The organism is Thermodesulfomicrobium thermophilum DSM 16697 (assembly GCF_059568695.1).
The window spans coordinates 111,202-129,619 of record NZ_JCANTW010000015.1 but is presented as its reverse complement, the minus strand read 5'-3'; the positions used below and the strand labels follow the sequence as shown (position 1 = coordinate 129,619).

Here is an 18,418-nt window from a genome sequence, read left to right as displayed (position 1 = left end):
GAGTTCATGCCAAATCCACCCACTGCACCTGCGGATCTCCTGCACCCAGGTGCATGATGGCAAGCCCGCCCGGGCCGTCGTCCCGCGGCCACATAAGTGACCCCGGGTTGAGGAGCCAGCGGCCATCGGGCAGGCGCTCCCAATGGCGCTTGTGGGTGTGCCCATAGAGGACGATGGCGGCGTCGGGAAATTGCGCCGCCACGGTCGCGCCCACGTGGGAGCGCGGCCCCCAGCCGTGAGCCATGCCCAACACCCGGCCCGCGACCTCCACCCGCCGCAGCCGCGGCAGACTCGCCTGCAGCGCAGGATGATCACAATTGCCCGCCACGGCCGCAAAGCAGGGATGGGCGTTCAACATGGCCCACACGGCCTCGCCCACGGCGTCGCCCAAATGGAGCACCATGTCTGCAGGCTCCAGATAGCGACGAAACACCGCAAGCAGCGCTGCATCCGGCTCCATCAGATGCGTATCCGACAGCACAGCAATGCGCATGGGTACGATCCTTACCGTGGCGGCTCCACCACGAATTCGCACTCCACCCAGAGCGGCGCTCCAGGACCTGCCACCGCCGAGGCATGGAGCAGAGTGCGCACGAAAGTCACCACAAACCGCTCAAAAGCCACATCCCCCGCCAAGCGCTGCACCGCGTATTCATGAATACGGCCGTCTTCGCCCACGCGCAGGCTCACCAAGGCACGCCCAGGGGCGGAAGCTGCGGCCTCGTTCCAAGCCAGGCGAATGCTCCTCTGGATGGCGCGCAGCCGCTCGGTTTGTGCTTCCGGACGGCTGGTGGCCACCCGCAAGAGATTCACCGACGGCGCCACCAAGATCACGTCCGAGAGCACTACCCGCCGACGGGAACGAGCCTCCCCGGCCAAGGCCTCCCGCCAAGACGAACGCGAGAGCGCAACTTTCGGGAGCCCCCCCCGCCATAGGGCCATGGCCTGGGGTGCCAACGGCGCAAGATGCACCAGCACGGACAACAGGGCACACACCCCCCAAAGCCGTCTAGTGCCGACCATTGCCCCGGCGCCACCAGGAGGCATCCGGACCGGCAAACCACCAGCGGGTGTGATCCGCGGCCACAATGGCCTGCGCCATGGCCCGGCCCACTTCGGTGCGCAGCCGGGGGATGGCGTGGGAGAGCCACTTCTCCGCGTAGGGGTTGCCCCGGTCCTGCTCCTCTTTGAGATTGGCGATGAAATCGAGCTGGTCCGCATCGTGGGCCAGACGCGCCTCGAGGGTGGCGGCGGCGTCCAGCTCCCGCCACAGGCCGAGGCCTTCCGCCTCCAGTCCGGTGCCGGCGAGGGCGTCCCGTAGGGCGGCCTCGGCATCCGCGGTGTTGTAGAGACGGTTGACGTAGTTGAAATCCCCCACCCGCGCCTCGTGCACGTCGTGGAACAGGCAAAGCAGCACCGTGCGGGCCACATCCGCGCCCGCCTCCCGGGCAAGGAGCATGCCGATCATGGCGGTGCGAAACGAGTGTTCCGCCACGTTCTCCGCGCCGGAGCCCAAAAATTGGTAGCCGGTGCGCGGCGTCTTGCGCAGCATGCCCAGCTCGAAGATGAAATCCGCCACGCGGTCCCAGGAAGAAACCGCCCGGCCTGTGGCATCAGGTTCGGTAGCGCGCATTGATACGAATATACTCCTCGGTCAGGTCGGAGGCCAAAAGTTCGCACCCGGCCTCCCCTGCCCCCAAATGGATGTCGATGGTCACCTCGTCCCGCCGCAGGGCCGAAGCCAAAAGTCCGTCCCAATCCGCAGGCAGGGGAAGCCCTGCGGCAAAGACGGTATGCCCCGCCAAGTCCACGCGCACGCGGTGGGCTTCAAATTGGGCGCCGCTGCGGCCCACCGCAGCCACGATACGTCCCCAATTGGGGTCGCGGCCGTAGAGGGCGGTCTTCACCAAAGGGGAATTCCCCACGGCCCGGGCGACACGCTGGGCGTCCGCAGGGTCTGCCGCCCCAGAGACCCGGATGCGCAGCACCTTGGTGCCGCCTTCCGCGTCCTGCACGATCTGGAAGGCCAGCTCCTGGCACACGTCCAGCAAAGCGGCCTCGAGTTCCGGCAAGGCGTGCTCCGGCACCACACCGCCGACGCCGCTGGCCAAGGCCAGCACGCAATCGTTGGTGCTCGTATCGCCGTCCACGGTGATGGCGTTGAAACTTGCGTCCACCGCCCGGCGCAGGGCAGCCTGCCACCAGGCGGGCTCCACTTGCGCGTCACAGAGGATGAACCCCAGCATGGTGGCCATTTGGGGACAGATCATCCCCGCGCCCTTGGCCATGCCCGCCAGGCGGATGGTGCGCCCCTGCACGGTGATCTGGGCCGCGGCCACCTTGGGAAAGGTATCCGTGGTCATGATGGCCCGAGCTGCATCCACCAAAGGCACCTGACCAAGACGCTCCAAGGCCATGGCGACCCCTGCGGGCCAGCGCTCCAGCGGCAGCTGCTCGCCGATGACCCCCGTAGAGGCCGGCAAGACCTCGTGCGGAGCGATGCCGGCAGAAGACAAGAGGTCCAAGGTGGCGCGGCAGCGGCGCATGCCCTCTTCTCCCGTGCAGGCATTGGCCTGACCCGAGTTGACGAGAATGGCCCGGATGCCCTGGGGATTGGCCGACAGATGCTCCCGGGCGATACACACCGGGGCGGCCTGAAAACGATTGGTGGTAAAAACCCCTGCGGCAACTGCCGGGACGTCCGCCACCACCAAAGCCAGGTCCAACCGATCCGGCCGCCGGAAACCGCACGCCGCGGCCCCCAGCCGGAATCCCTGAGGAAGTTCGGTCACCGCGATTCCTCCATCATCATGAGTATCATGCATTTTCGTCGCCATCCAGGGGGCCTGTGGCCCCGGCGCATTGCTGCACGTCCCCCGAGAGCAACTCCTGGAGCGAGATGGCGTCCAATTCCGCAAAAAGCACCTGGGAAACCCGCTGCCACGCCTGACGCGTGCGGCAGCCGTCGGCGCGGTGACAACGCTCGGACTCGTCCACACACGGGGCGAGGTCCTGGAGCTCTTCCGTGCAGCGCACAATGGTCCCAAGGGAGATCGACGCGGGGTCCGCGGCCAAGACATAGCCGCCGGCGACCCCTCGCCGACTCGCCACCAAGCCGCAGCGACGCAGAGACTTCATGATCTGCTCGATGAATTGGGGAGTAATGCCGGTGCGCGCCGCCACATCCGACACCGGAGAGGGCGCGCTTGCGGCATGTTCGGCCAAATCCAATAAAATTCGAGTGGCATAGCGAGTGCGGGCAGAAATACGCATGCCTTCTTTTGGCAAAATTCCGCGCCCCCGGCAAGCAGCAAGGGGGAAACACGCGTCCGCCGCAGGCCGCCCGTGCCCCTTGCTTCCCAGGCCCCCACGCACTAGACAGGGACATGCGCCACTTTCCCGCAGCCAATCTCAAGCGCCTGTGCACCTACCGCATCGGCGGCACCGCCGAAGTGTTCGAGCCCGAGACCATCGACGAGTTCGTGGAAATCGCCTCCCGCTTGCGCCGGGAAGGCCGACCCTTTTGGGTGCTGGGCGGCGGGGCCAATACCCTTTTTGGCGACGCCCACCTGCCCTTCCCCCTGCTCTCCACCCGGGGACTGCAGCGCTGGGAGATCCGCGGCACGGAGATAGCGGCCGAGGCCGGGGTGTGGCTGGACCGGTTGGTGGCGGCCACGGTGCGCCGCGGGCTTGGCGGCCTGGAAAAACTCTCGGGGATCCCCGGCAGCGTCGGCGGGGCCGTGGTCATGAATGCCGGGGCCTACGGCGCAGAAGTGAGCGACTGCCTCGAATCCGTCACCGTGCTCACCCCAGACGGCGCGGTGCGCACCATGCCGCGCGCCGCCTGCGGCTTTGCCTACCGCGCCGCGAGCGGACTTACTGGCGCCATCGTGCTGGCGGCGCGCTGGCGCCTGGTGCCGGACGATCTCGCCACGCTCCAGGGCCAGCGCCGTCAGATCCTGAGCCGCCGCAAGCACAGCCAGCCTCTGGAACTTCCCTCCGCCGGCAGCGTCTTCAAACGCCCGCCCGGAGACTTTGCCTCCCGCCTGGTGGACGCCGCCGGTCTCAAAGGGGCGCGCGTGGGCGGCGCACAAGTCTCCCCCAAACATGCCGGATTCATTGTCAATGTGGGTGGCGCCCGCTGCGCCGATGTCCTGACGTTGATAGAAACCTGCCGCACCACGGTAGCAGAACGCTTTGGAGTGCACCTAGAGCTCGAACAACGGCTCTGTGTGGAAGCCCTCGTGTCTCCACGCTAATCCGCTGCTGTAGGGTTTACAGCCACGCTTGGGGGGACTACAAGACGCCGGAATTTTCCTGCGGCCACGCGCCGCGCATCCTCCGTAACCAGGAAAACTGTCTATGAAACGGTTCCTTGCCCAGTGGCGCCAGTATTTCGTCTTTGGGGCCATCTTCAGCTTCTTCTTGAACCTCCTTGGCCTCACCTTTCCCTTGTACATGCTCTCGCTTTTCAACCACGTGCTTCAAAGCCGCAGCGTGCCGACCTTGGTGGCGGTGTCCATCGCCGCGGCCCTGGCCGTCATCACGCAAGGCGCGTTGGACTTCATCCGCTCACGCCTCTTGGTGCGGGCGAGCATCGCCATCGACGACACCTTGAGCCCGGATGTGCTGCGCACCATGCTCAAACAAGCCGCTGCCCCGGGGAGCGACCAATACGCCGTGGGCCTGCGTGACGTGAACACCGTGCGCAACTTCCTCACCGGCACGAGCATCTTCGCCATCTTCGACATGCCGTGGTCGCCCATCTACATCGCCTTGGTGTTCGTGCTCCATCCCCTTCTCGGCTGGGTGGGCCTGAGTGTGGCCGCGGTGTCCATCGTGTTGAGCATCCTCTCGGACAAAGTGAGCCGCAAGCCCATCGAGCAGGCCAACCACCTGGCCAACGCCGCCCAGCGTCTCATCGGCACCGCGGTGCAAAACTCCCATGCCATCCAATCCATGGGCATGCTCCCCGGTGTGGCCGAGCAATGGCACAAAATGAACCGCCTGGTGGTGGCCCTGCAGACCCGGGCGAGCAAACGCGCCGGCTTGCTGCAGAGCATCGTCAAGATGCTGCGCCAGTCCATCCAGATGGCCATGTACGGCTTGGGTGCGTATCTCGCCATCACCAACCAAGCCTCCGCCGGGGTCATGTTCGCCTCCTCGGTCCTCATGGGCAAGGGGCTGGCCCCCTTGGACATCCTCATCAGCTCCCTCAAAAACTTCATCGAGGCCCGAGATGCCTACCACCGCCTGGACAAGCTCTTCTCCGCCCCGCCGGAGCCGGAGCGCATGGAACTGCCGGAACCCAAAGGCGAAGTGCGGGCCGAAGCCGTCTCCCTGGCCGTAGGGGGCCGCACGCTGCTCCATAACGTCAGCTTTGCCTTGGCGCCAGGAGAATCCATGGGGCTCATCGGCCCCAGCGCGGCCGGCAAATCCACCTTGGCCAAGGTGCTCCTCGGCATTTGGCCGCCCTCTTTGGGCAAGGTGCGGCTGGACGGTGCAGACATCGCCAGCTGGGACTCCGAACGCCTCGGGCCGTATCTGGGCTATCTCCCCCAGGACGTGGAGCTCTTTGCCGGCACCATTGCCGACAACATCGCCCGCCTCGGCCCCAAGGATCCGGACAAGATCATCGACGCGGCCCAGAAGGCAGGAATCCACGAAATGGTGTTGCGCATGCCCAAGGGCTACGACACCCCCATCGGCCCTGGCGGGATAGCCCTCTCGGGAGGTCAACGCCAGCGCATCGGCCTTGCCCGCGCCATGTATGGCAACCCCAAGTTCATCATCCTCGACGAACCCAACGCCAGTCTGGACGAAGAGGGCGAACAGGCCTTGCTGCGGGCGCTCGCCCAGCTCAAGGAGCAGGGGAGCACGGTGATCCTCATCACCCACAAGGCAAGTCTCCTGGCCAGCGTCGACAAGGTGCTCTTCCTGCGCGACGGGCAACTCTTGATCTTCGGCCCGCGGGATGCCGTGTTCCAGAAACTGGCCGAGGCCAACATGGTGCGCGTGCAGCGCGTGCAATAGGAGCACCTCATGACCTCCAAAAAAAAGAACGACCTCCTGACGCCAGACAATCCGCGGACCATCATCACCGCGGGAATGGTGGTCATCTTCCTCTTCTTCGGCGTGCTCGGCACTTGGGCCGCGGTGTTCAAGCTGGCCGGCGCGGTCATCGCCTCGGGCGAGGTGCGGGCGAGCACCAACCGCAAGGCCGTCCAGCACCTGGAAGGCGGTATCGTCAAAGAAATCCTCGTGCAGGACGGCAGCCGCGTGCACAAAGGCGACGTCCTCATCCGCCTGCAGGGGGAACAAACCCGCGCCTCGGTGGACCTGTTGCGCGGCCAGTTGGACGTGCACCTAGCGGCCGAGGCCCGGCTGGAAGCCGAACGCGCCCTGGCCAACGAAGTGCACTGGCCGGAAGAACTCACCAGTCGCAGCGCTAACCCTGACGTGGCCGCCATCCTCACCGCCGAAGACAAGCTCTTCCAGACCCGGCGCACCACGCTGGAGAGCCAAATCGCCCTGATCAAGGCGCAGATCGAACAAATCAACGAACAAATCCAGGGCTACAACGAGCAGCTCCGTTCCACGGAAGCCATCATCCGCTCCCTGGAAGAAGAACTCCACGCCAAACGCACGCTTCTGGAAGGTCGCTACATCGAAAAATCCCGCATCCTGGAGCTGGAGCGCATGCTCGCTTCCCATCAGGGGCGGCGGGGAGAAATCCTGAGCGCTTTGGGACAATTGCGGGAAAAGTCCGCGGAGCTGACGCTGCGCATCAGCTCCATGAAAGACGAATTCGTCCAGCAAGCCACGGCCCAACTCACCGACACCAAGGCCCGCATCCTCGAGCTGCGTGAACGCCTGCGCCCCTTGGAAGACGCCCTGGCCCGCCTGGACATCACCGCGCCCATCGACGGCACCGTGGTCAACCTGGCGGTCCACTCCGTGGAAGGGGTGATCCGGCCCGGAGAAACCCTCATGGAGATCGTGCCGGAAAACGAACCCTTGATCCTCGACTGCAAGATCCCCACCCAGGACATCACCCACGTGTACGTGGGCCAGCCCGCGGAAGTCCAGCTCGTGGCCTTCAAGGCCCGGACCACGCCCATGATCCCGGGCAAAGTGATCTACGTATCCGCCGACCGGGTGCTCACCCGCACCCCGCATGGCGACATGCCCACCTACGTGGTGCATGTGGAGGTGGACCGGGCGGAGCTGGAAAAACACAACCTCTACCTGTCCCCGGGCATGCCGGTGGCCGCCTTCCTCACCACCAAGGAGCGCACCATCCTGGCCTACTTCACCGACCCTCTCTTGGAGTATCTGCGCCATGCCATGCGGGAAAACTAGTCTCCTCAGTGTGTGCCTCGGACTGGCGCTGCTGCTGGGCGCCCTGCCCCTGAAGGCGGAGGAAACCCCTGCGCCGCTCACCATGGAAAAGGCGGTGGAAGAAGGGCTGCGCGCCAACCAGGGCATCCAGGCCGCCCAATCGGCCATGGCCCGCGCCGAGGCTGCGCTCAAGGCCGCCTGGGGCGCGCTTTTGCCCCGCGTGGACGCCTCCTACTCCCGCAACCGTATCCACAACGACAGCGAAGCCTCGGAGCGCGACGCCGACTACCTCAACCAACACACCACGACCTGGACCATCAACCTGCGCCAGCCGCTCTTTTACGGCGGCGCGTTGGTGAACCAAGTGGCCAAGGCGCGGCTCGAGCGCACCCGCCAAAAACTCCTGCTGCGCCAAACCCAGGTAGATCTGGCAAGCGACATCCGCCAGACCTTCGTCAACATCCTGTGGTACCGGGCCGCGGCTCGGGCCTACGCCACTTCGGTGGAGCGGCTCCGCGGCCATCTCCAGGCCGCCCAAGCCTTTTTCCAGGTGGGGGAAAAACCGTGGCTGGCGGTCCTGGAGGCGCAAGTGGATCTGGCCGAGGCGGAACAAAACCTCGCCAAGGCGCGCAACCAGGAGCGGGTCTTCACGGTGAAACTGCAAAGCCTCCTGGGCCGCTCCACGGAAGAAGACGCCCACTTTGCCGGCGAACTGGCGGACTTCGTGGGGGAATTCCCCTACTCACGCGAAGAATGCATCGCCCGCGCCAATGCCCTGCGTCCGGATGTCCGCGCCCTGGAGACCATGGCGGAGATGGCGGACAAAGACATGCGTATCGCCGCCTCCGACGCCTTGCCGCGGGTAAGCCTCAATCTCGGCTACACGGATCAGAACATCGACTACGACAACTATCCCCAGGCAGAGGTGGACCGCCAATACGTCTCCGGCGGGGTACAGCTCCAATGGAACCTCTTCGCCGGCGGCCAAACCTATCAGGAAGTCCAGCAGGCACGCCATGACAAGGACCGCCTGATCGCCAAACGCGACGAGGCCCGCACCCAGGCGCGCTCGGAGATCACCCAGTTTTTCTTGGAAATGCAGGATGCCCGCAGCCGCATGGACGTGGCCAAGGCATCCATGGCCTCGGCCCAAGAGGCCTTCGAAATGGCGGAAGTGCGCTTCAAAACCGGGGAGGGCACGGCTACGGACGTGCTCGACGCCCAAACCCGCGTAGTCAACGCCGAGCTCTCGCTCGCCCGTGCCCGGGCCGAGTACCTTCAGGCCCAATTCGCCCTGCTGCGGTCCGTGGGGGTGCTCAACGTCAACGAGATCTATTCCTTTCCCGTGGCGGAAGACTAATCCACTCCACACGATGCCCCCAAGCAAACACCCCTCGAAACCATACGGCTTCGGGGGGTGTTTGCTTGGAACCTGCGCGCCGCGCGCTATACCCGCACCACGATGGGCACGACAATGGGGTCGCGATCCAAGACGTTGCGGAAAAAACGTCGCAGGGATTGGCGGATGCGGTCTTCCATCTTGCGGGCGTCCTGGCGGGGATCCGACTCCACGATGTCGAGGATGAGGCATTGGGCGTCCTGGAGGAGATGGGCAAATTGCTGCTCGAAAATAAAGCCCTTGGACTGCAGGCTCGGGCCAAAGACCACGGTGCCGTACTCGTCCTGGACCAAAAGCGCCACCACCATGCCTTCGCCCGCCAAGATCTGCCGCTCCTTGAGCACGCTCTGCCCCACGTCGCCGACACCCTTGCCGTCCACGAGCACCGAATCCGCCGACACCTGATCTTCCAAACGGATGCGGCCATCCGCCATCAAGGTCACCGGGTGGCCGTCTTCGAGCACCAAGGCCCGTTCCGGCGCAACACCGCATTCCACCGCCAGCTGGGCGTGCTTGACCAGATGCCGGTATTCGCCGTGCAGGGGGACGAAAAACTTGGGCTGTACCGTACGGATCATGGTGGCCAGCTCCTCGCGGTGGGCGTGACCCGAGGCGTGGATGGCCTGGATTTTTTCGTGCAGCACCGTGGCGCCGAGGCGGTAGAGATCGTTGATGACCCGCGTGATGGCCCGGGTGTTGCCGGGGATGAAGCTCGAGGAGAGGATCACCAGATCCCCGGGCTCGATGGCAAGCTGCCGGTGCTCCCCCCGAGCCACGCGGCTCAAGGCGGAAAGGGGCTCGCCCTGGGAGCCGGTAAGCAGGATGATGGCCCGGTCCCGGGCGCTCGCCGGCAAAAGCTCCAATGGATGGCACCGCCCCGGATCCATGCGCAAAAGCCCCAAATCCCGGGCGATCTCCATATTGATGGACAGGCTGCGGCCCGTAAATGCCACGGTGCGGCCTTGGGCTGCGGCGATGTCGAGAATTTCTTGAATGCGTTGGATATGACTGGAGAAAAGGGTCACCAGCACCCGGCCGGGGGCCTGGCGGATGACCTCATCGAGGGTCGCCTGGATTTCGCGCTCGGACAGGGAGTGCCCCTCGCGCTCCACATTGGTGGAGTCGGCCAAAAGGAGCTGCACCCCGGGCTGGGCAAAGCGGGCAAAGGCCTCCAGGTCCGTGGCATGACCGCCGAGCGGCGTGGGGTCGAGCTTGAAATCCCCGGTGTGGATCATGCGGCCGGCCGGAGTCTCCAGGCCCAGGCCAAAACCTTCCACGATGGAATGGCATACGGCGATGAACGTGCATGCAACGTCGCCTATCTCCACGCGATCTCCGGCGCGCACCGGCCGTGGGTCCCAAAGCTGCTCTTGGCCCCGCTCCTGGAGCTTCTTGAGCACCAGACGCAAGGTGAACTCAGAGCCATACACCGGCGGCCGGGAAAGCCCAGGGAGCAGCCACGGCAAAGCGCCGATGTGGTCTTCATGACCGTGGGTGAGGACAATACCGGCCAGCTTGTGGCGGCGCTCGAAAATAAAGTCCAGACGCGGAATGACCACGTCCACCCCGTAGAGCACGGCATCCGGAAACATGAGCCCGCAATCCACCACGAGCATGCTCTGTGGCGTTTCCAACGCCAGACAGTTCATGCCGATTTCGCCAAACCCTCCCAGGGGCGTGATGGTCACCGAAGATGCAGCCATGAGTCCTTCCTTTGCGATAAGCGTATATGCGTGCATGTACGGTACGAGGGGCAAAAAAACAAGCAACAGGCCGTGGCAGCGACCTGTTGCTTGCAGATACGCCTTGCGCCCGGGCCGAACTCTAGGCCTCGGGGCGCTTGGATTCAGCGATGACGGTTTCCGCAATCTGCGGCGGGCATTCCTCGTAGTGGTCGAACTCCATGGTAAAGGTCCCCTGGCCGCCGGTCATGGAACGCAAGGTCTGGGCGTACTGCATCATCTCCGCCATGGGCACATGGGCCCGCACCTCGGTGACGCCGCCGCTGGAATCGGACCCAAGCACCCGGCCGCGCCGGCTGGAAAGGTCGCCGATGATATCGCCCATGTACTCATCCGGGATGAACACGCTCACCAGCATGACCGGCTCCAGCAAAATGGGACTGCACTGCTCCATGGCCTTTTTGAAGGCCAGCGAGCCCGCGATCTTGAAGGCCATTTCCGAAGAGTCCACGGAGTGGTACGAACCATCGTACAGGGTCACCTTGAAGTCGATGACCGGATACCCCGCCAGAAAGCCTCGGGCTGCGGCCTCCTGAATGCCCTTGTCCACCGCCGGGATGTAGTTGCGGGGGATAGCGCCGCCCACGACCTCGTCCACGAACTCGTAGCCCGCGCCCCGAGGCAGCGGCTCCATACGGATCCAGCAGTCTCCGAACTGACCGCGGCCACCGGACTGCTTTTTGTGCCGCCCCTGCACCTGGGCCTTGCCCTTGATGGTCTCCCGGTACGGGATCTTGGGCGTCTGCAGCAGGATGTTGGCCTTGTACCGGCGCTTGGCCTTTTCCACCGCCAGTTCGATGTGCAGCTGTCCCATGCCGGACAAGAGCATGTCCCCGGTGTCTTCGTTCCGCACCAAGTGCAGACAGATGTCTTCGTCCAAGAGCTTCTGCACCGCGGCGAACACCTTGTCCTCGTCGCCCTTTTCCTGCGCCGCCAGGGCGTAGCTGATGATGGGCGGGGTGAGCTTGGGCGGGACGAGCACAAACGGCGCCTTGTCCGCACACAAGGTGTCTCCAGTGGACGTGTTCTTGAGCTTGGCCACGGCGACGATGGCCCCCGGCCCCACCGGCTCCTTGCACGGGACCTGCTTTTTCCCTTCCAAGTACAGAAGGCCGCCGATTTTTTCCTTGTCTTCCTTGGTGGCGTTCATAACCTGCATGTCCGGAGTCAGGACCCCGGAGAGCACGCGCAGGATGGAAAGCTGGCCGGTAAAAGGATCCGAAAGGGTCTTGCACACAAAGGCCGCCAAGGGCTCCTCCGGGCTGGAGGCTCGCGTGGCGCCGTCCTTGCCCTGCCACGGGGCCCGCGCCAGGGGTGAGGGCAAAAACCGGGCGATGGCGTCCAAAAGCAACGCTCCGCCCTTGGCCGCCAAGGCCGCCCCAGGCACCACCGGGACCAAGGACTGTTCCTGAACGCCCTGGCGCAGCCCCGCCTCCAGGTCCTCGGCGGAAAGCTCGCCCGCGTCCAGATAGCGCTCCATGAGCTCCTCGCTGGTCTCGGCGATGTTCTCCACCGCCACTTCCCGCGCCGCCTGTACCTCGTCCTGCATCTCCGCCGGCACCGGCCCTGCGGTCAACGTCCCGTCTTCACCGAAAAACCAGGCGCTGTCCCCAAGCACGTCCACCACGCCGCGGAAATCCGCCTCGCTGCCGATGGGCAGAAAGAGCGGCACGACCCGCACCCCAAGCACCGAGGAGAGCCCGCCCATGGCCATGGCAAAATCCGCCCGCTCCCGGTCCATCTTGTTCACGAACACCAAGGCGGGCAGATTGAGCTTACGCGCCTCGCCCCAAATCTTTTTGGTGAGGGGCTTGACCCCATCCAGGGCGTCCACCACCAGCACGACGCCGTCCACGGCAGTGAGCAGATACGGCAGATCCCCGATGAAATTGGTATCTCCCGGCGTATCCACGAGAAAGTGATCCGCCCCCTTCCACGTGAAATGAGCAAACCCCGGCTGAATACTGCCGCGGCGTTTGATCTCTTCGGGTTCGTAGTCCAAGGCCGTGGTGCCTTCTTCAATCTTGCCCTGACGCGACAAGGTCCCGGAAGCCACCAGCATGAGCTCCGCCAGCGATGTCTTCCCGGTGCCGCCATGTCCAATCAGGGCATACGTCCGTTGTTTCTCCAATCGATCCTGCATACGGGCCCCCTTTCCACATAGATTTGGCGCGTGCGCCAGAAAATCGGGTATCTGGGAGCAGCCTGCCGGCTGCTGCCTGCTCGCCAAGGCTTGCCATCCTGCCGTGATTGTTCCAAGCATCAAGGCCGCCTGCGTGGCCCGGCAGAGACGCCATGCAGAGGCATTCAATTTTTTCAAGATTTTGGCCCTATAGAGAGGGGGTTGGGAAATTGTCAAGACAGGCTTTTTTTCCAGAGAGTTATCCGCTGCATCCACAAACTCCTCGGCTTTTTTGGTGTTCTCCCCAGCACATCGACGCCACAGGCCCGTGGCTCGTATGGTCCGAGGCGCCCAGCCCCGAACTTGCCGCCTCGCTGGCGCGCTCGGGCGTCCTCTCGCCCATCCTCGTGGACGCCTCCCAAGAACCCGTGCTGCTCGTGGACGGCTTGGGCCGCCTGCGTGCGGCGCACGACACCGCCCCGGTCCTCTGCCTGGATATCGGGCCGCTTTCCCCGCAGAAACGCCTTGAGCACCACCTCGCCGCCAATTTCCACAAGCCGCGCACCGAAGCCCGTCTGGTGACCGCAGCCCGGACAGCGCGTTCCCTGGGGGTGGCGTGGGACGATGCCCTCGCCCTCTTGGCCGTGCACCCGCACTCCAAGACCGCCCGCCTCCTGACGGCCTGGCTCTCGCTTCCGGCAAGCTGGGATCAATGGATCGTCCGCGGCCACGCCTGCCTGGCCGTGGCGCCAATCTTGGCCAAGCTCCCCCCGGACGACCTCGCGGCCCTTACCCCGGTGGTGGCCGCCTATGCCTGGTCGCAGACAAGCCTTGCCCAACTCGTCTCGTGGCTTCAGGAAACCGCCCAGCGCACCGAACAGACGCTCCGCGACCTCGTCTCTTGCCTGGAGATCGAAACCGCCGGTCAGCTCTCCCCCAAGGACGCCATGGCCCGCATCCTCGAGGCCGCGCGCCGGCTGCGTTACCCGGAGCTCTGCCGCCTGGAAGAGGCCTGGCATGCCGCAGCCAAGGGCATCGGTCTTCCTCGCCCCTGGCGCATGGAACGCACGGACCAATTCGAGACCGGACACGTGGAGCTGCGGCTGCGCGTCACGCGCCCCGAAGACGTAGCGGCCGCGGCCAAGGCGCTTGAGCGCTGCGCCCACCACCCCGGGTGGGCCGCGCTTGTGGAGATCGGCGCATGAGTTCCGCGGCACTCCCCACCGCCCTTCGCCAGCGCATCGACCGCGTGGTGGTGGATGCGTCGGTGGCGACCTCGGAGCTCGCCTGCCGCGTGCGACGCGTCCTCCCAGAGGCCGCCTGGCACGTACGCACTCCCGAGGAACCGGCTCCCTGCGATGCCCATACCCTGTACCTCAAGGACTTCCGCGGCCGCTTCCTGCGCCCATGCCCCGGCACCAGCCAGTACCGCTGCTGCGGCTACCACATCCTGCACATCGGGGAGAATTGTCCGCTGGCCTGCTCCTATTGCATCCTCCAAGCCTATTTCGACGATCCCACCCTCAAAGTCTGGGCCAATTGGGACGACCTGGAGGCGGAAGTCACCTCCGCGCTTCAGGCCTCTGCCCAGCGGCGCTGGCGCCTGGGGACCGGCGAATTCACCGACTCCCTGGCGCTCGAGTCCATTACCGGCATGAGCGCCGCGCTCATCCGCATGCTGGAGCCCTTTGCCAACGCGGTCTTGGAACTCAAATCCAAGGTGGTGGACCTCTCCTGGCTTGCTCACGTGCGCGATCCTCGGCGGGTGCTGCCCGCCTGGTCCGTCAATGCCCCGGATGTGGTGGAAAGCGAAGAACACGGCCCCCGGGCCTCCCTGGAAGAGCGCCTCGCCGCGGCCAAAGCCTGCGCCCATGCAGGGCTGCGGGTCTGCCTCCACTTCGACCCCATCCTCCATTACCCGGGCTGGGAACGCGGCTACCGCCATGCGGTCACCGCCATTGCCGACACCCTCCGGCCCGAACAGGTGGCCTACATCAGCCTGGGATCTTTTCGCTGTATGCCACAGCTCAAAAGCCGCATCCAGGAGCGCTTCCCGAGCGCCCGCTACATCCACGCCGAGATGATCCAGGGGCTGGATGGCAAGCTCCGACTGCTCAGGCCCCTGCGCGTGCAGCAGCTCGCCTTTGTGGCTGGTCTGCTGCGCAAAGCGGGATTCGGGAGCAAGCTCTATCTCTGTATGGAGTCCGACCTGGTGTGGCGGGCCGTTCTTGGCACCACCCCTCAAGATTTCGGGGGGCTTGCCCGGCGCTTGGAGGCCTTGGCCTTTGGGGACGACGAGGGCCTGCGCCGGTGACCTGCGCCAGCGCCCGACCCCACCGTCTTCCGCGGCCGCACCTTGCCCCCCCGCGGCGGGCGCGGTAGGGCGCACAGCGCTGCTGCGCTCAGAGGAGGAATCCCTATGAATGGTTTGACCTGGAAAGGAAACGCCAAGGCCCACCGCATCGTCGCCGTCCTCTTCGTGCTCCTGGCCGCCGGCGCCGGATATCTTTGGTGGAGCCATGGCCGGGAGAGCACGGACGACGCCTTCGTGGAAGGCCATATCCACCCCGTGGCCGCGCGGGTTTCCGGCACCGTGGTGCAGGTGCTCGTGGACGAAAACCAGGTGGTGGAAGAGGGCCAGCCGCTTGTCCTCCTGGACCCCACGGACTACGAAGTCGCCGTGGCCCAGGCGCGGGCGGACCTCGCCACCGCCGAGGCCGTCCTTGCCTCCGCGTCCGTAGGCGTGCCGCTCCAGGCCAACCAGACCGATCTTCAGGTGGCTGCGGCCACGGCAGCCGTGGAGGCCGCCCGCCGCGCCCGCACCGAGGCCGAAGCCCAGGTCGCGGCCGCCGAAAATCAAATCCGCGGGCTCGAGGCCGCCCTCCAGCTGGCGCAACTGGACTTGCAGCGCCAAACCCGACTGCGCGCCCAAGATCTCGTCCCCCAGGCGGCCCTGGATGCCGCGCGCACGCACCACGACCAGGCCAAGGCCGCCCTGGACGCCGCCCGGGCCCGTCTTGCCGCGGCCATGGCCGCCCGCGATCGCTTCGCAAGCGAGGTGGAACGCGCCCAGGCCGCCGCCAAGCTGGCCTCCACCGGCCAGGACGTGACCACCATCAAAGACCTGGAGCGCCGCGCCGCTGCGGCCAAGCGGGATTTAGCCCGGGAACGTCTGCGTCAGGCCGAACTTCAACTTTCCTATACCCGCATCCTCGCCCCTGCCCGAGGGCAGGTGAGCAAAAAGAGCGTGGAAGCCGGCATGGTGGTGGCCGCCGGCAAGCCGCTCTTGGCCATCGTGCCTCTCGATCCGGAGCGCTTGTGGGTCACGGCCAACTTCAAGGAGAGCCAGATCGGCCGCATGCGCCCAGGCCAGCGGGTGGAGATCACGGTGGACGCCCTGCCCGGAGTGCGCCTCACCGGACAGGTGGACTCCATCATGGCCGGCACCGGCGCGGTCTTCTCCCTCTTCCCACCGGAAAACGCCATGGGCAACTACGTCAAAGTCGTCCAGCGGGTGCCGGTGCGTATCCGGCTCGACCCCTATGACCCGGCGCAGGTGCCGCTGCGCTTGGGACTCAGCGTTGTCCCCACGGTCTTTGTGGAGTAAACATGCAGCCGAGGGCGGCCAAATGGTGGATCACCGCCAGCGTCATGATTCCAACGCTGCTGGAGATCCTCGACACCTCCATCGCCAATGTGGCCCTTGGACACATCCAAGGCTCGCTCTCCGCCGGCCAAGACGAGGTCACCTGGGTGCTCACCTCCTACCTCGTGGCCAACGCGGTGATCATCCCCATGAGCGGCTGGCTCGGGCGCGTCATGGGCCGCAAGAACTACCTCTTGGCTTCGGTGCTGGTCTTTACCGCCGCGTCCATGCTCTGCGGCCTGGCCACCAGCCTGGAAGCCCTCATCTTCTTCCGTATCCTGCAAGGGCTGGGCGGCGGCGGACTGCAACCCGTATCCCAAGCCATCCTCCTGGAAACCTTCCCCCCCGCCGAGCGGGGCCTCGCCATGGCCGTATTCGCCATGGGCGCCGTGCTCGGCCCCATCCTGGGCCCCTTGCTGGGCGGGTACATCACCGACCACGCCTCCTGGCATTGGATCTTCTTCATCAACGTGCCCACAGGGGCGCTCGCCGTCCTCATGATCCAGACCTTCGTGGAAGACCCGCCGTATCTTGTGCGTCGCCAAGCCGGAGAAATCGTGGACACCGTGGGACTTACGCTGCTCGTCGTGGGACTGGGCTGCCTCCAGGTGCTTCTCGACAAAGGGCAGCAGGAAGACTGGTTTGCCTCTCCCGCCATGACCACCTTGGCCGTGGTGGCGGTAGTATGCCTCACCGCCCTCGTCTTCTGGGAACTGCGCCACCCCAACCCGGTGGTGGATCTCCGCATCTTCGCCGACCGCAACTTCGCCACGGGCAATGTGGTCATGTTTTTCGGCTTCTTCGCCTTTTTCGGGGCCATCGTGCTGCTCCCCATGTACCTCCAGCACCTCATGGGCTATACGTCCTGGCTCGCGGGCGTGGTGCTCGGCCCCAGCGGGGCCATCATGCTCCTCATTTTGCCGGTGGTGGGCCGGCTCACCCAAAAGATCGACGCCCGCCTCATCCTCTGCTTCGGCCTTGTGGTCTCCGGGCTCTCTTTGGTGTACATGTCCCGCTTCACCCTGGAGATCGACATCGGCACGGCCATGATGAGCCGCAACATCCAGGCCATCGGCATCGCCTGCTTCTTCGTGCCCCTGTCCTATCTCACCATGGCCTTCGTGCCCAACGAACGCATGAGCAACGCCTCGGCCTTGTTCAACCTCTTGCGGAATCTCGGGGGATCCTTCGGCACGGCCTTCGTCACCACCATGCTGGCTCGGCGCGCGCAATTCCACCAGGCCCGCTTGGTGGAGCATGCCACCCCATACGATCTCCCCTTCGCGGAAGCCGTAGACCGACTACACTCCCTCTTGGGCTCCGCAGAACAGGCCCTGGGAGTCCTGTACCAAGCCACCCTGCGTCAGGCGGCCTACATGGCCTATATGGACGTCTTTCACCTCCAGGCCCTGTTTTTCTTCGCGCTGGCGGTGCTCATGTGGATCGTGCGCCGCCCGGTCCACGGCGCGGATATGCCCATGGCTCATTAGACACCGCGCCCAATCGATGCGCCAACCGAGCAGGAGGCGGGGGCTCCCCCGCCGTCCTCTCAGACCACCGGACGCGCGGTCCCGCGTCCGGCGCGGTTCCTGGAATACACTGGAGTCGTCGCAGTGGCGTAGCGATACCAGCCCCAGACGAACAAAGTACGCCTGGTTCATGTGGCTCGCGCCACTGTTCCCCTTTCCGGGCCGGCAGAAAACTTGCGCCCCCAAGTCATCCCACCACCCCGGCTCGGGGAATAGCGCCAGTCACGGCGGCTGCCATGCCTGGCGCACAAAAAGAAAACGCCCTGAAAGCTCAGGGCGTTTTCTGTGGTGTCTTGGTGCAGTGGGAGGGACTCGAACCCTCACGGGATACCCCACTACCCCCTCAAGATAGCGTGTCTACCAGTTCCACCACCACTGCAAGGCAGGAGGAGCCTTTAGCTATCTGCTCCTTCCTTGTCCAGCATTTTTTTACTCGCGGGAAATGGCGCTGGCCGGACAGCTGTCGATAGCTTCCTCCACGCAGGACGCCGTGGAGTCCGGGTCCTTGACCATGGCCTTTTCCTCGCCATCGATCATGGCAAACACTTCGGGGCACAGTTCCACACAGGTTTCGCAGCCCACACATTCATCGTAATCAATGACGATACCCATAGGAAACCTCCTCTTGTGGTAAATGGG

The 18,418-nt window shown here is 65.1% G+C and carries 16 protein-coding genes and 1 tRNA gene; 8 read left to right on the top strand and 9 right to left on the bottom strand.

All coding sequences use genetic code 11. The annotated features are described in order from the left end of the window. Positions 1-4 precede the first annotated feature (4 nt). From BR00_RS09045 to BR00_RS09025, 5 genes are read right to left on the bottom strand one after another with little or no spacing between them, the layout of a single operon-like run. Positions 5-493, bottom strand: a complete 489-nt coding sequence (locus BR00_RS09045) for a metallophosphoesterase family protein (RefSeq protein WP_496477266.1) — start codon at positions 491-493, stop codon at positions 5-7. Between the two features lie 11 nt (positions 494-504). Beyond that, the gene (locus tag BR00_RS09040; RefSeq protein WP_496477265.1) at positions 505-1,023 is read right to left on the bottom strand and encodes a hypothetical protein; all 519 of its coding nucleotides are present in this window, start codon (positions 1,021-1,023) and stop codon (positions 505-507) included. After that, positions 1,010-1,633: an HD domain-containing protein gene (locus tag BR00_RS09035; RefSeq protein ID WP_496477264.1), complete on the bottom strand. Its 624-nt coding sequence runs from the start codon at positions 1,631-1,633 to the stop codon at positions 1,010-1,012. The genes BR00_RS09040 and BR00_RS09035 overlap by 14 nt, the downstream gene beginning before the upstream one ends. Beyond that, positions 1,614-2,792, bottom strand: coding sequence for a bifunctional glutamate N-acetyltransferase/amino-acid acetyltransferase ArgJ (gene argJ / locus BR00_RS09030; RefSeq protein WP_496477322.1), 1,179 nt, complete (start codon positions 2,790-2,792; stop codon positions 1,614-1,616). The genes BR00_RS09035 and argJ overlap by 20 nt, the downstream gene beginning before the upstream one ends. 25 nt (positions 2,793-2,817) lie before the next feature. Next, a complete protein-coding gene (locus BR00_RS09025) occupies positions 2,818-3,273 on the bottom strand; it encodes an RrF2 family transcriptional regulator (protein WP_496477263.1) in 456 nt (151 codons plus the stop codon). Positions 3,274-3,386: 113 nt separating this feature from the next. On the opposite strand from BR00_RS09025, the gene murB reads away from it, so the two are divergent. The 4 genes from murB to BR00_RS09005 all read left to right on the top strand — a co-directional run bounded on the left by murB (position 3,387) and on the right by BR00_RS09005 (position 8,701). Continuing rightward, positions 3,387-4,259: a UDP-N-acetylmuramate dehydrogenase gene (gene murB / locus BR00_RS09020; RefSeq protein WP_496477262.1), complete on the top strand. Its 873-nt coding sequence runs from the start codon at positions 3,387-3,389 to the stop codon at positions 4,257-4,259. A 103-nt stretch (positions 4,260-4,362) separates the two neighbouring features. Beyond that, positions 4,363-6,033, top strand: coding sequence for a type I secretion system permease/ATPase (locus BR00_RS09015; RefSeq protein ID WP_496477261.1), 1,671 nt, complete (start codon positions 4,363-4,365; stop codon positions 6,031-6,033). Positions 6,034-6,042: 9 nt separating this feature from the next. After that, positions 6,043-7,362, top strand: a complete 1,320-nt coding sequence (locus BR00_RS09010; RefSeq protein WP_496477260.1) for an HlyD family type I secretion periplasmic adaptor subunit — start codon at positions 6,043-6,045, stop codon at positions 7,360-7,362. Then, complete coding sequence (locus BR00_RS09005; RefSeq protein WP_496477259.1) at positions 7,343-8,701, top strand: TolC family protein; 1,359 nt, start codon at positions 7,343-7,345, stop codon at positions 8,699-8,701. The genes BR00_RS09010 and BR00_RS09005 overlap by 20 nt, the downstream gene beginning before the upstream one ends. Before the next feature lie 86 nt (positions 8,702-8,787). On the opposite strand, the gene BR00_RS09000 is transcribed toward BR00_RS09005, so the two are convergent. After that, complete coding sequence (locus BR00_RS09000) at positions 8,788-10,443, bottom strand: ribonuclease J (protein ID WP_496477258.1); 1,656 nt, start codon at positions 10,441-10,443, stop codon at positions 8,788-8,790. A gap of 121 nt (positions 10,444-10,564) precedes the next feature. Then, positions 10,565-12,625 (bottom strand): elongation factor G, encoded by a 2,061-nt coding sequence (gene fusA, locus BR00_RS08995; protein ID WP_496477257.1) that lies wholly within the window; start codon positions 12,623-12,625, stop codon positions 10,565-10,567. A 209-nt stretch (positions 12,626-12,834) separates the two neighbouring features. Here fusA and BR00_RS08990 point away from each other — a divergent pair, with 209 nt between their 5' ends. The 4 genes from BR00_RS08990 (at position 12,835) to BR00_RS08975 (ending at position 17,740) form a co-directional block, all read left to right on the top strand. Continuing rightward, positions 12,835-13,809: a ParB/RepB/Spo0J family partition protein gene (locus tag BR00_RS08990; protein WP_496477256.1), complete on the top strand. Its 975-nt coding sequence runs from the start codon at positions 12,835-12,837 to the stop codon at positions 13,807-13,809. After that, positions 13,806-14,918: an SPL family radical SAM protein gene (locus tag BR00_RS08985; RefSeq protein ID WP_496477255.1), complete on the top strand. Its 1,113-nt coding sequence runs from the start codon at positions 13,806-13,808 to the stop codon at positions 14,916-14,918. The genes BR00_RS08990 and BR00_RS08985 overlap by 4 nt, the downstream gene beginning before the upstream one ends. A 105-nt stretch (positions 14,919-15,023) precedes the next feature. Next, positions 15,024-16,211 carry an HlyD family secretion protein gene (locus tag BR00_RS08980; RefSeq protein WP_496477254.1) on the top strand — a complete coding sequence of 396 codons (1,188 nt, stop codon included), beginning with the start codon at positions 15,024-15,026 and terminating at the stop codon, positions 16,209-16,211. 2 nt (positions 16,212-16,213) lie between these two features. Next, the gene (locus BR00_RS08975) at positions 16,214-17,740 is read left to right on the top strand and encodes a DHA2 family efflux MFS transporter permease subunit (protein WP_496477253.1); all 1,527 of its coding nucleotides are present in this window, start codon (positions 16,214-16,216) and stop codon (positions 17,738-17,740) included. Positions 17,741-18,073: 333 nt separating this feature from the next. On the opposite strand, the gene BR00_RS08970 is transcribed toward BR00_RS08975, so the two are convergent. After that, positions 18,074-18,158, bottom strand: a tRNA-Leu gene (locus BR00_RS08970). A 50-nt stretch (positions 18,159-18,208) separates the two neighbouring features. Then, entirely contained in the window at positions 18,209-18,391 is a 183-nt protein-coding gene (locus BR00_RS08965) for a ferredoxin (RefSeq protein WP_496477252.1), read from the bottom strand. Positions 18,392-18,418 lie beyond the last annotated feature (27 nt).

Bases quoted from the DNA above. Each gene is read 5' to 3' on its own strand.
- BR00_RS09045 (WP_496477266.1), bottom strand. From the start codon at position 493: ATGCGCATTGCTGTGCTGTCGGATACGCATCTGATGGAGCCGGATGCA.
- BR00_RS09040 (WP_496477265.1), bottom strand. From the start codon at position 1,023: ATGGTCGGCACTAGACGGCTTTGGGGGGTGTGTGCCCTGTTGTCCGTG.
- BR00_RS09035 (WP_496477264.1), bottom strand. From the start codon at position 1,633: ATGCGCGCTACCGAACCTGATGCCACAGGCCGGGCGGTTTCTTCCTGG.
- BR00_RS09025 (WP_496477263.1), bottom strand. From the start codon at position 3,273: ATGCGTATTTCTGCCCGCACTCGCTATGCCACTCGAATTTTATTGGAT.
- murB (WP_496477262.1), top strand. From the start codon at position 3,387: ATGCGCCACTTTCCCGCAGCCAATCTCAAGCGCCTGTGCACCTACCGC.
- BR00_RS09015 (WP_496477261.1), top strand. From the start codon at position 4,363: ATGAAACGGTTCCTTGCCCAGTGGCGCCAGTATTTCGTCTTTGGGGCC.
- BR00_RS09010 (WP_496477260.1), top strand. From the start codon at position 6,043: ATGACCTCCAAAAAAAAGAACGACCTCCTGACGCCAGACAATCCGCGG.
- BR00_RS09005 (WP_496477259.1), top strand. From the start codon at position 7,343: ATGCCATGCGGGAAAACTAGTCTCCTCAGTGTGTGCCTCGGACTGGCG.
- BR00_RS09000 (WP_496477258.1), bottom strand. From the start codon at position 10,443: ATGGCTGCATCTTCGGTGACCATCACGCCCCTGGGAGGGTTTGGCGAA.
- fusA (WP_496477257.1), bottom strand. From the start codon at position 12,625: ATGCAGGATCGATTGGAGAAACAACGGACGTATGCCCTGATTGGACAT.
- BR00_RS08985 (WP_496477255.1), top strand. From the start codon at position 13,806: ATGAGTTCCGCGGCACTCCCCACCGCCCTTCGCCAGCGCATCGACCGC.
- BR00_RS08980 (WP_496477254.1), top strand. From the start codon at position 15,024: ATGAATGGTTTGACCTGGAAAGGAAACGCCAAGGCCCACCGCATCGTC.
- BR00_RS08975 (WP_496477253.1), top strand. From the start codon at position 16,214: ATGCAGCCGAGGGCGGCCAAATGGTGGATCACCGCCAGCGTCATGATT.
- BR00_RS08965 (WP_496477252.1), bottom strand. From the start codon at position 18,391: ATGGGTATCGTCATTGATTACGATGAATGTGTGGGCTGCGAAACCTGT.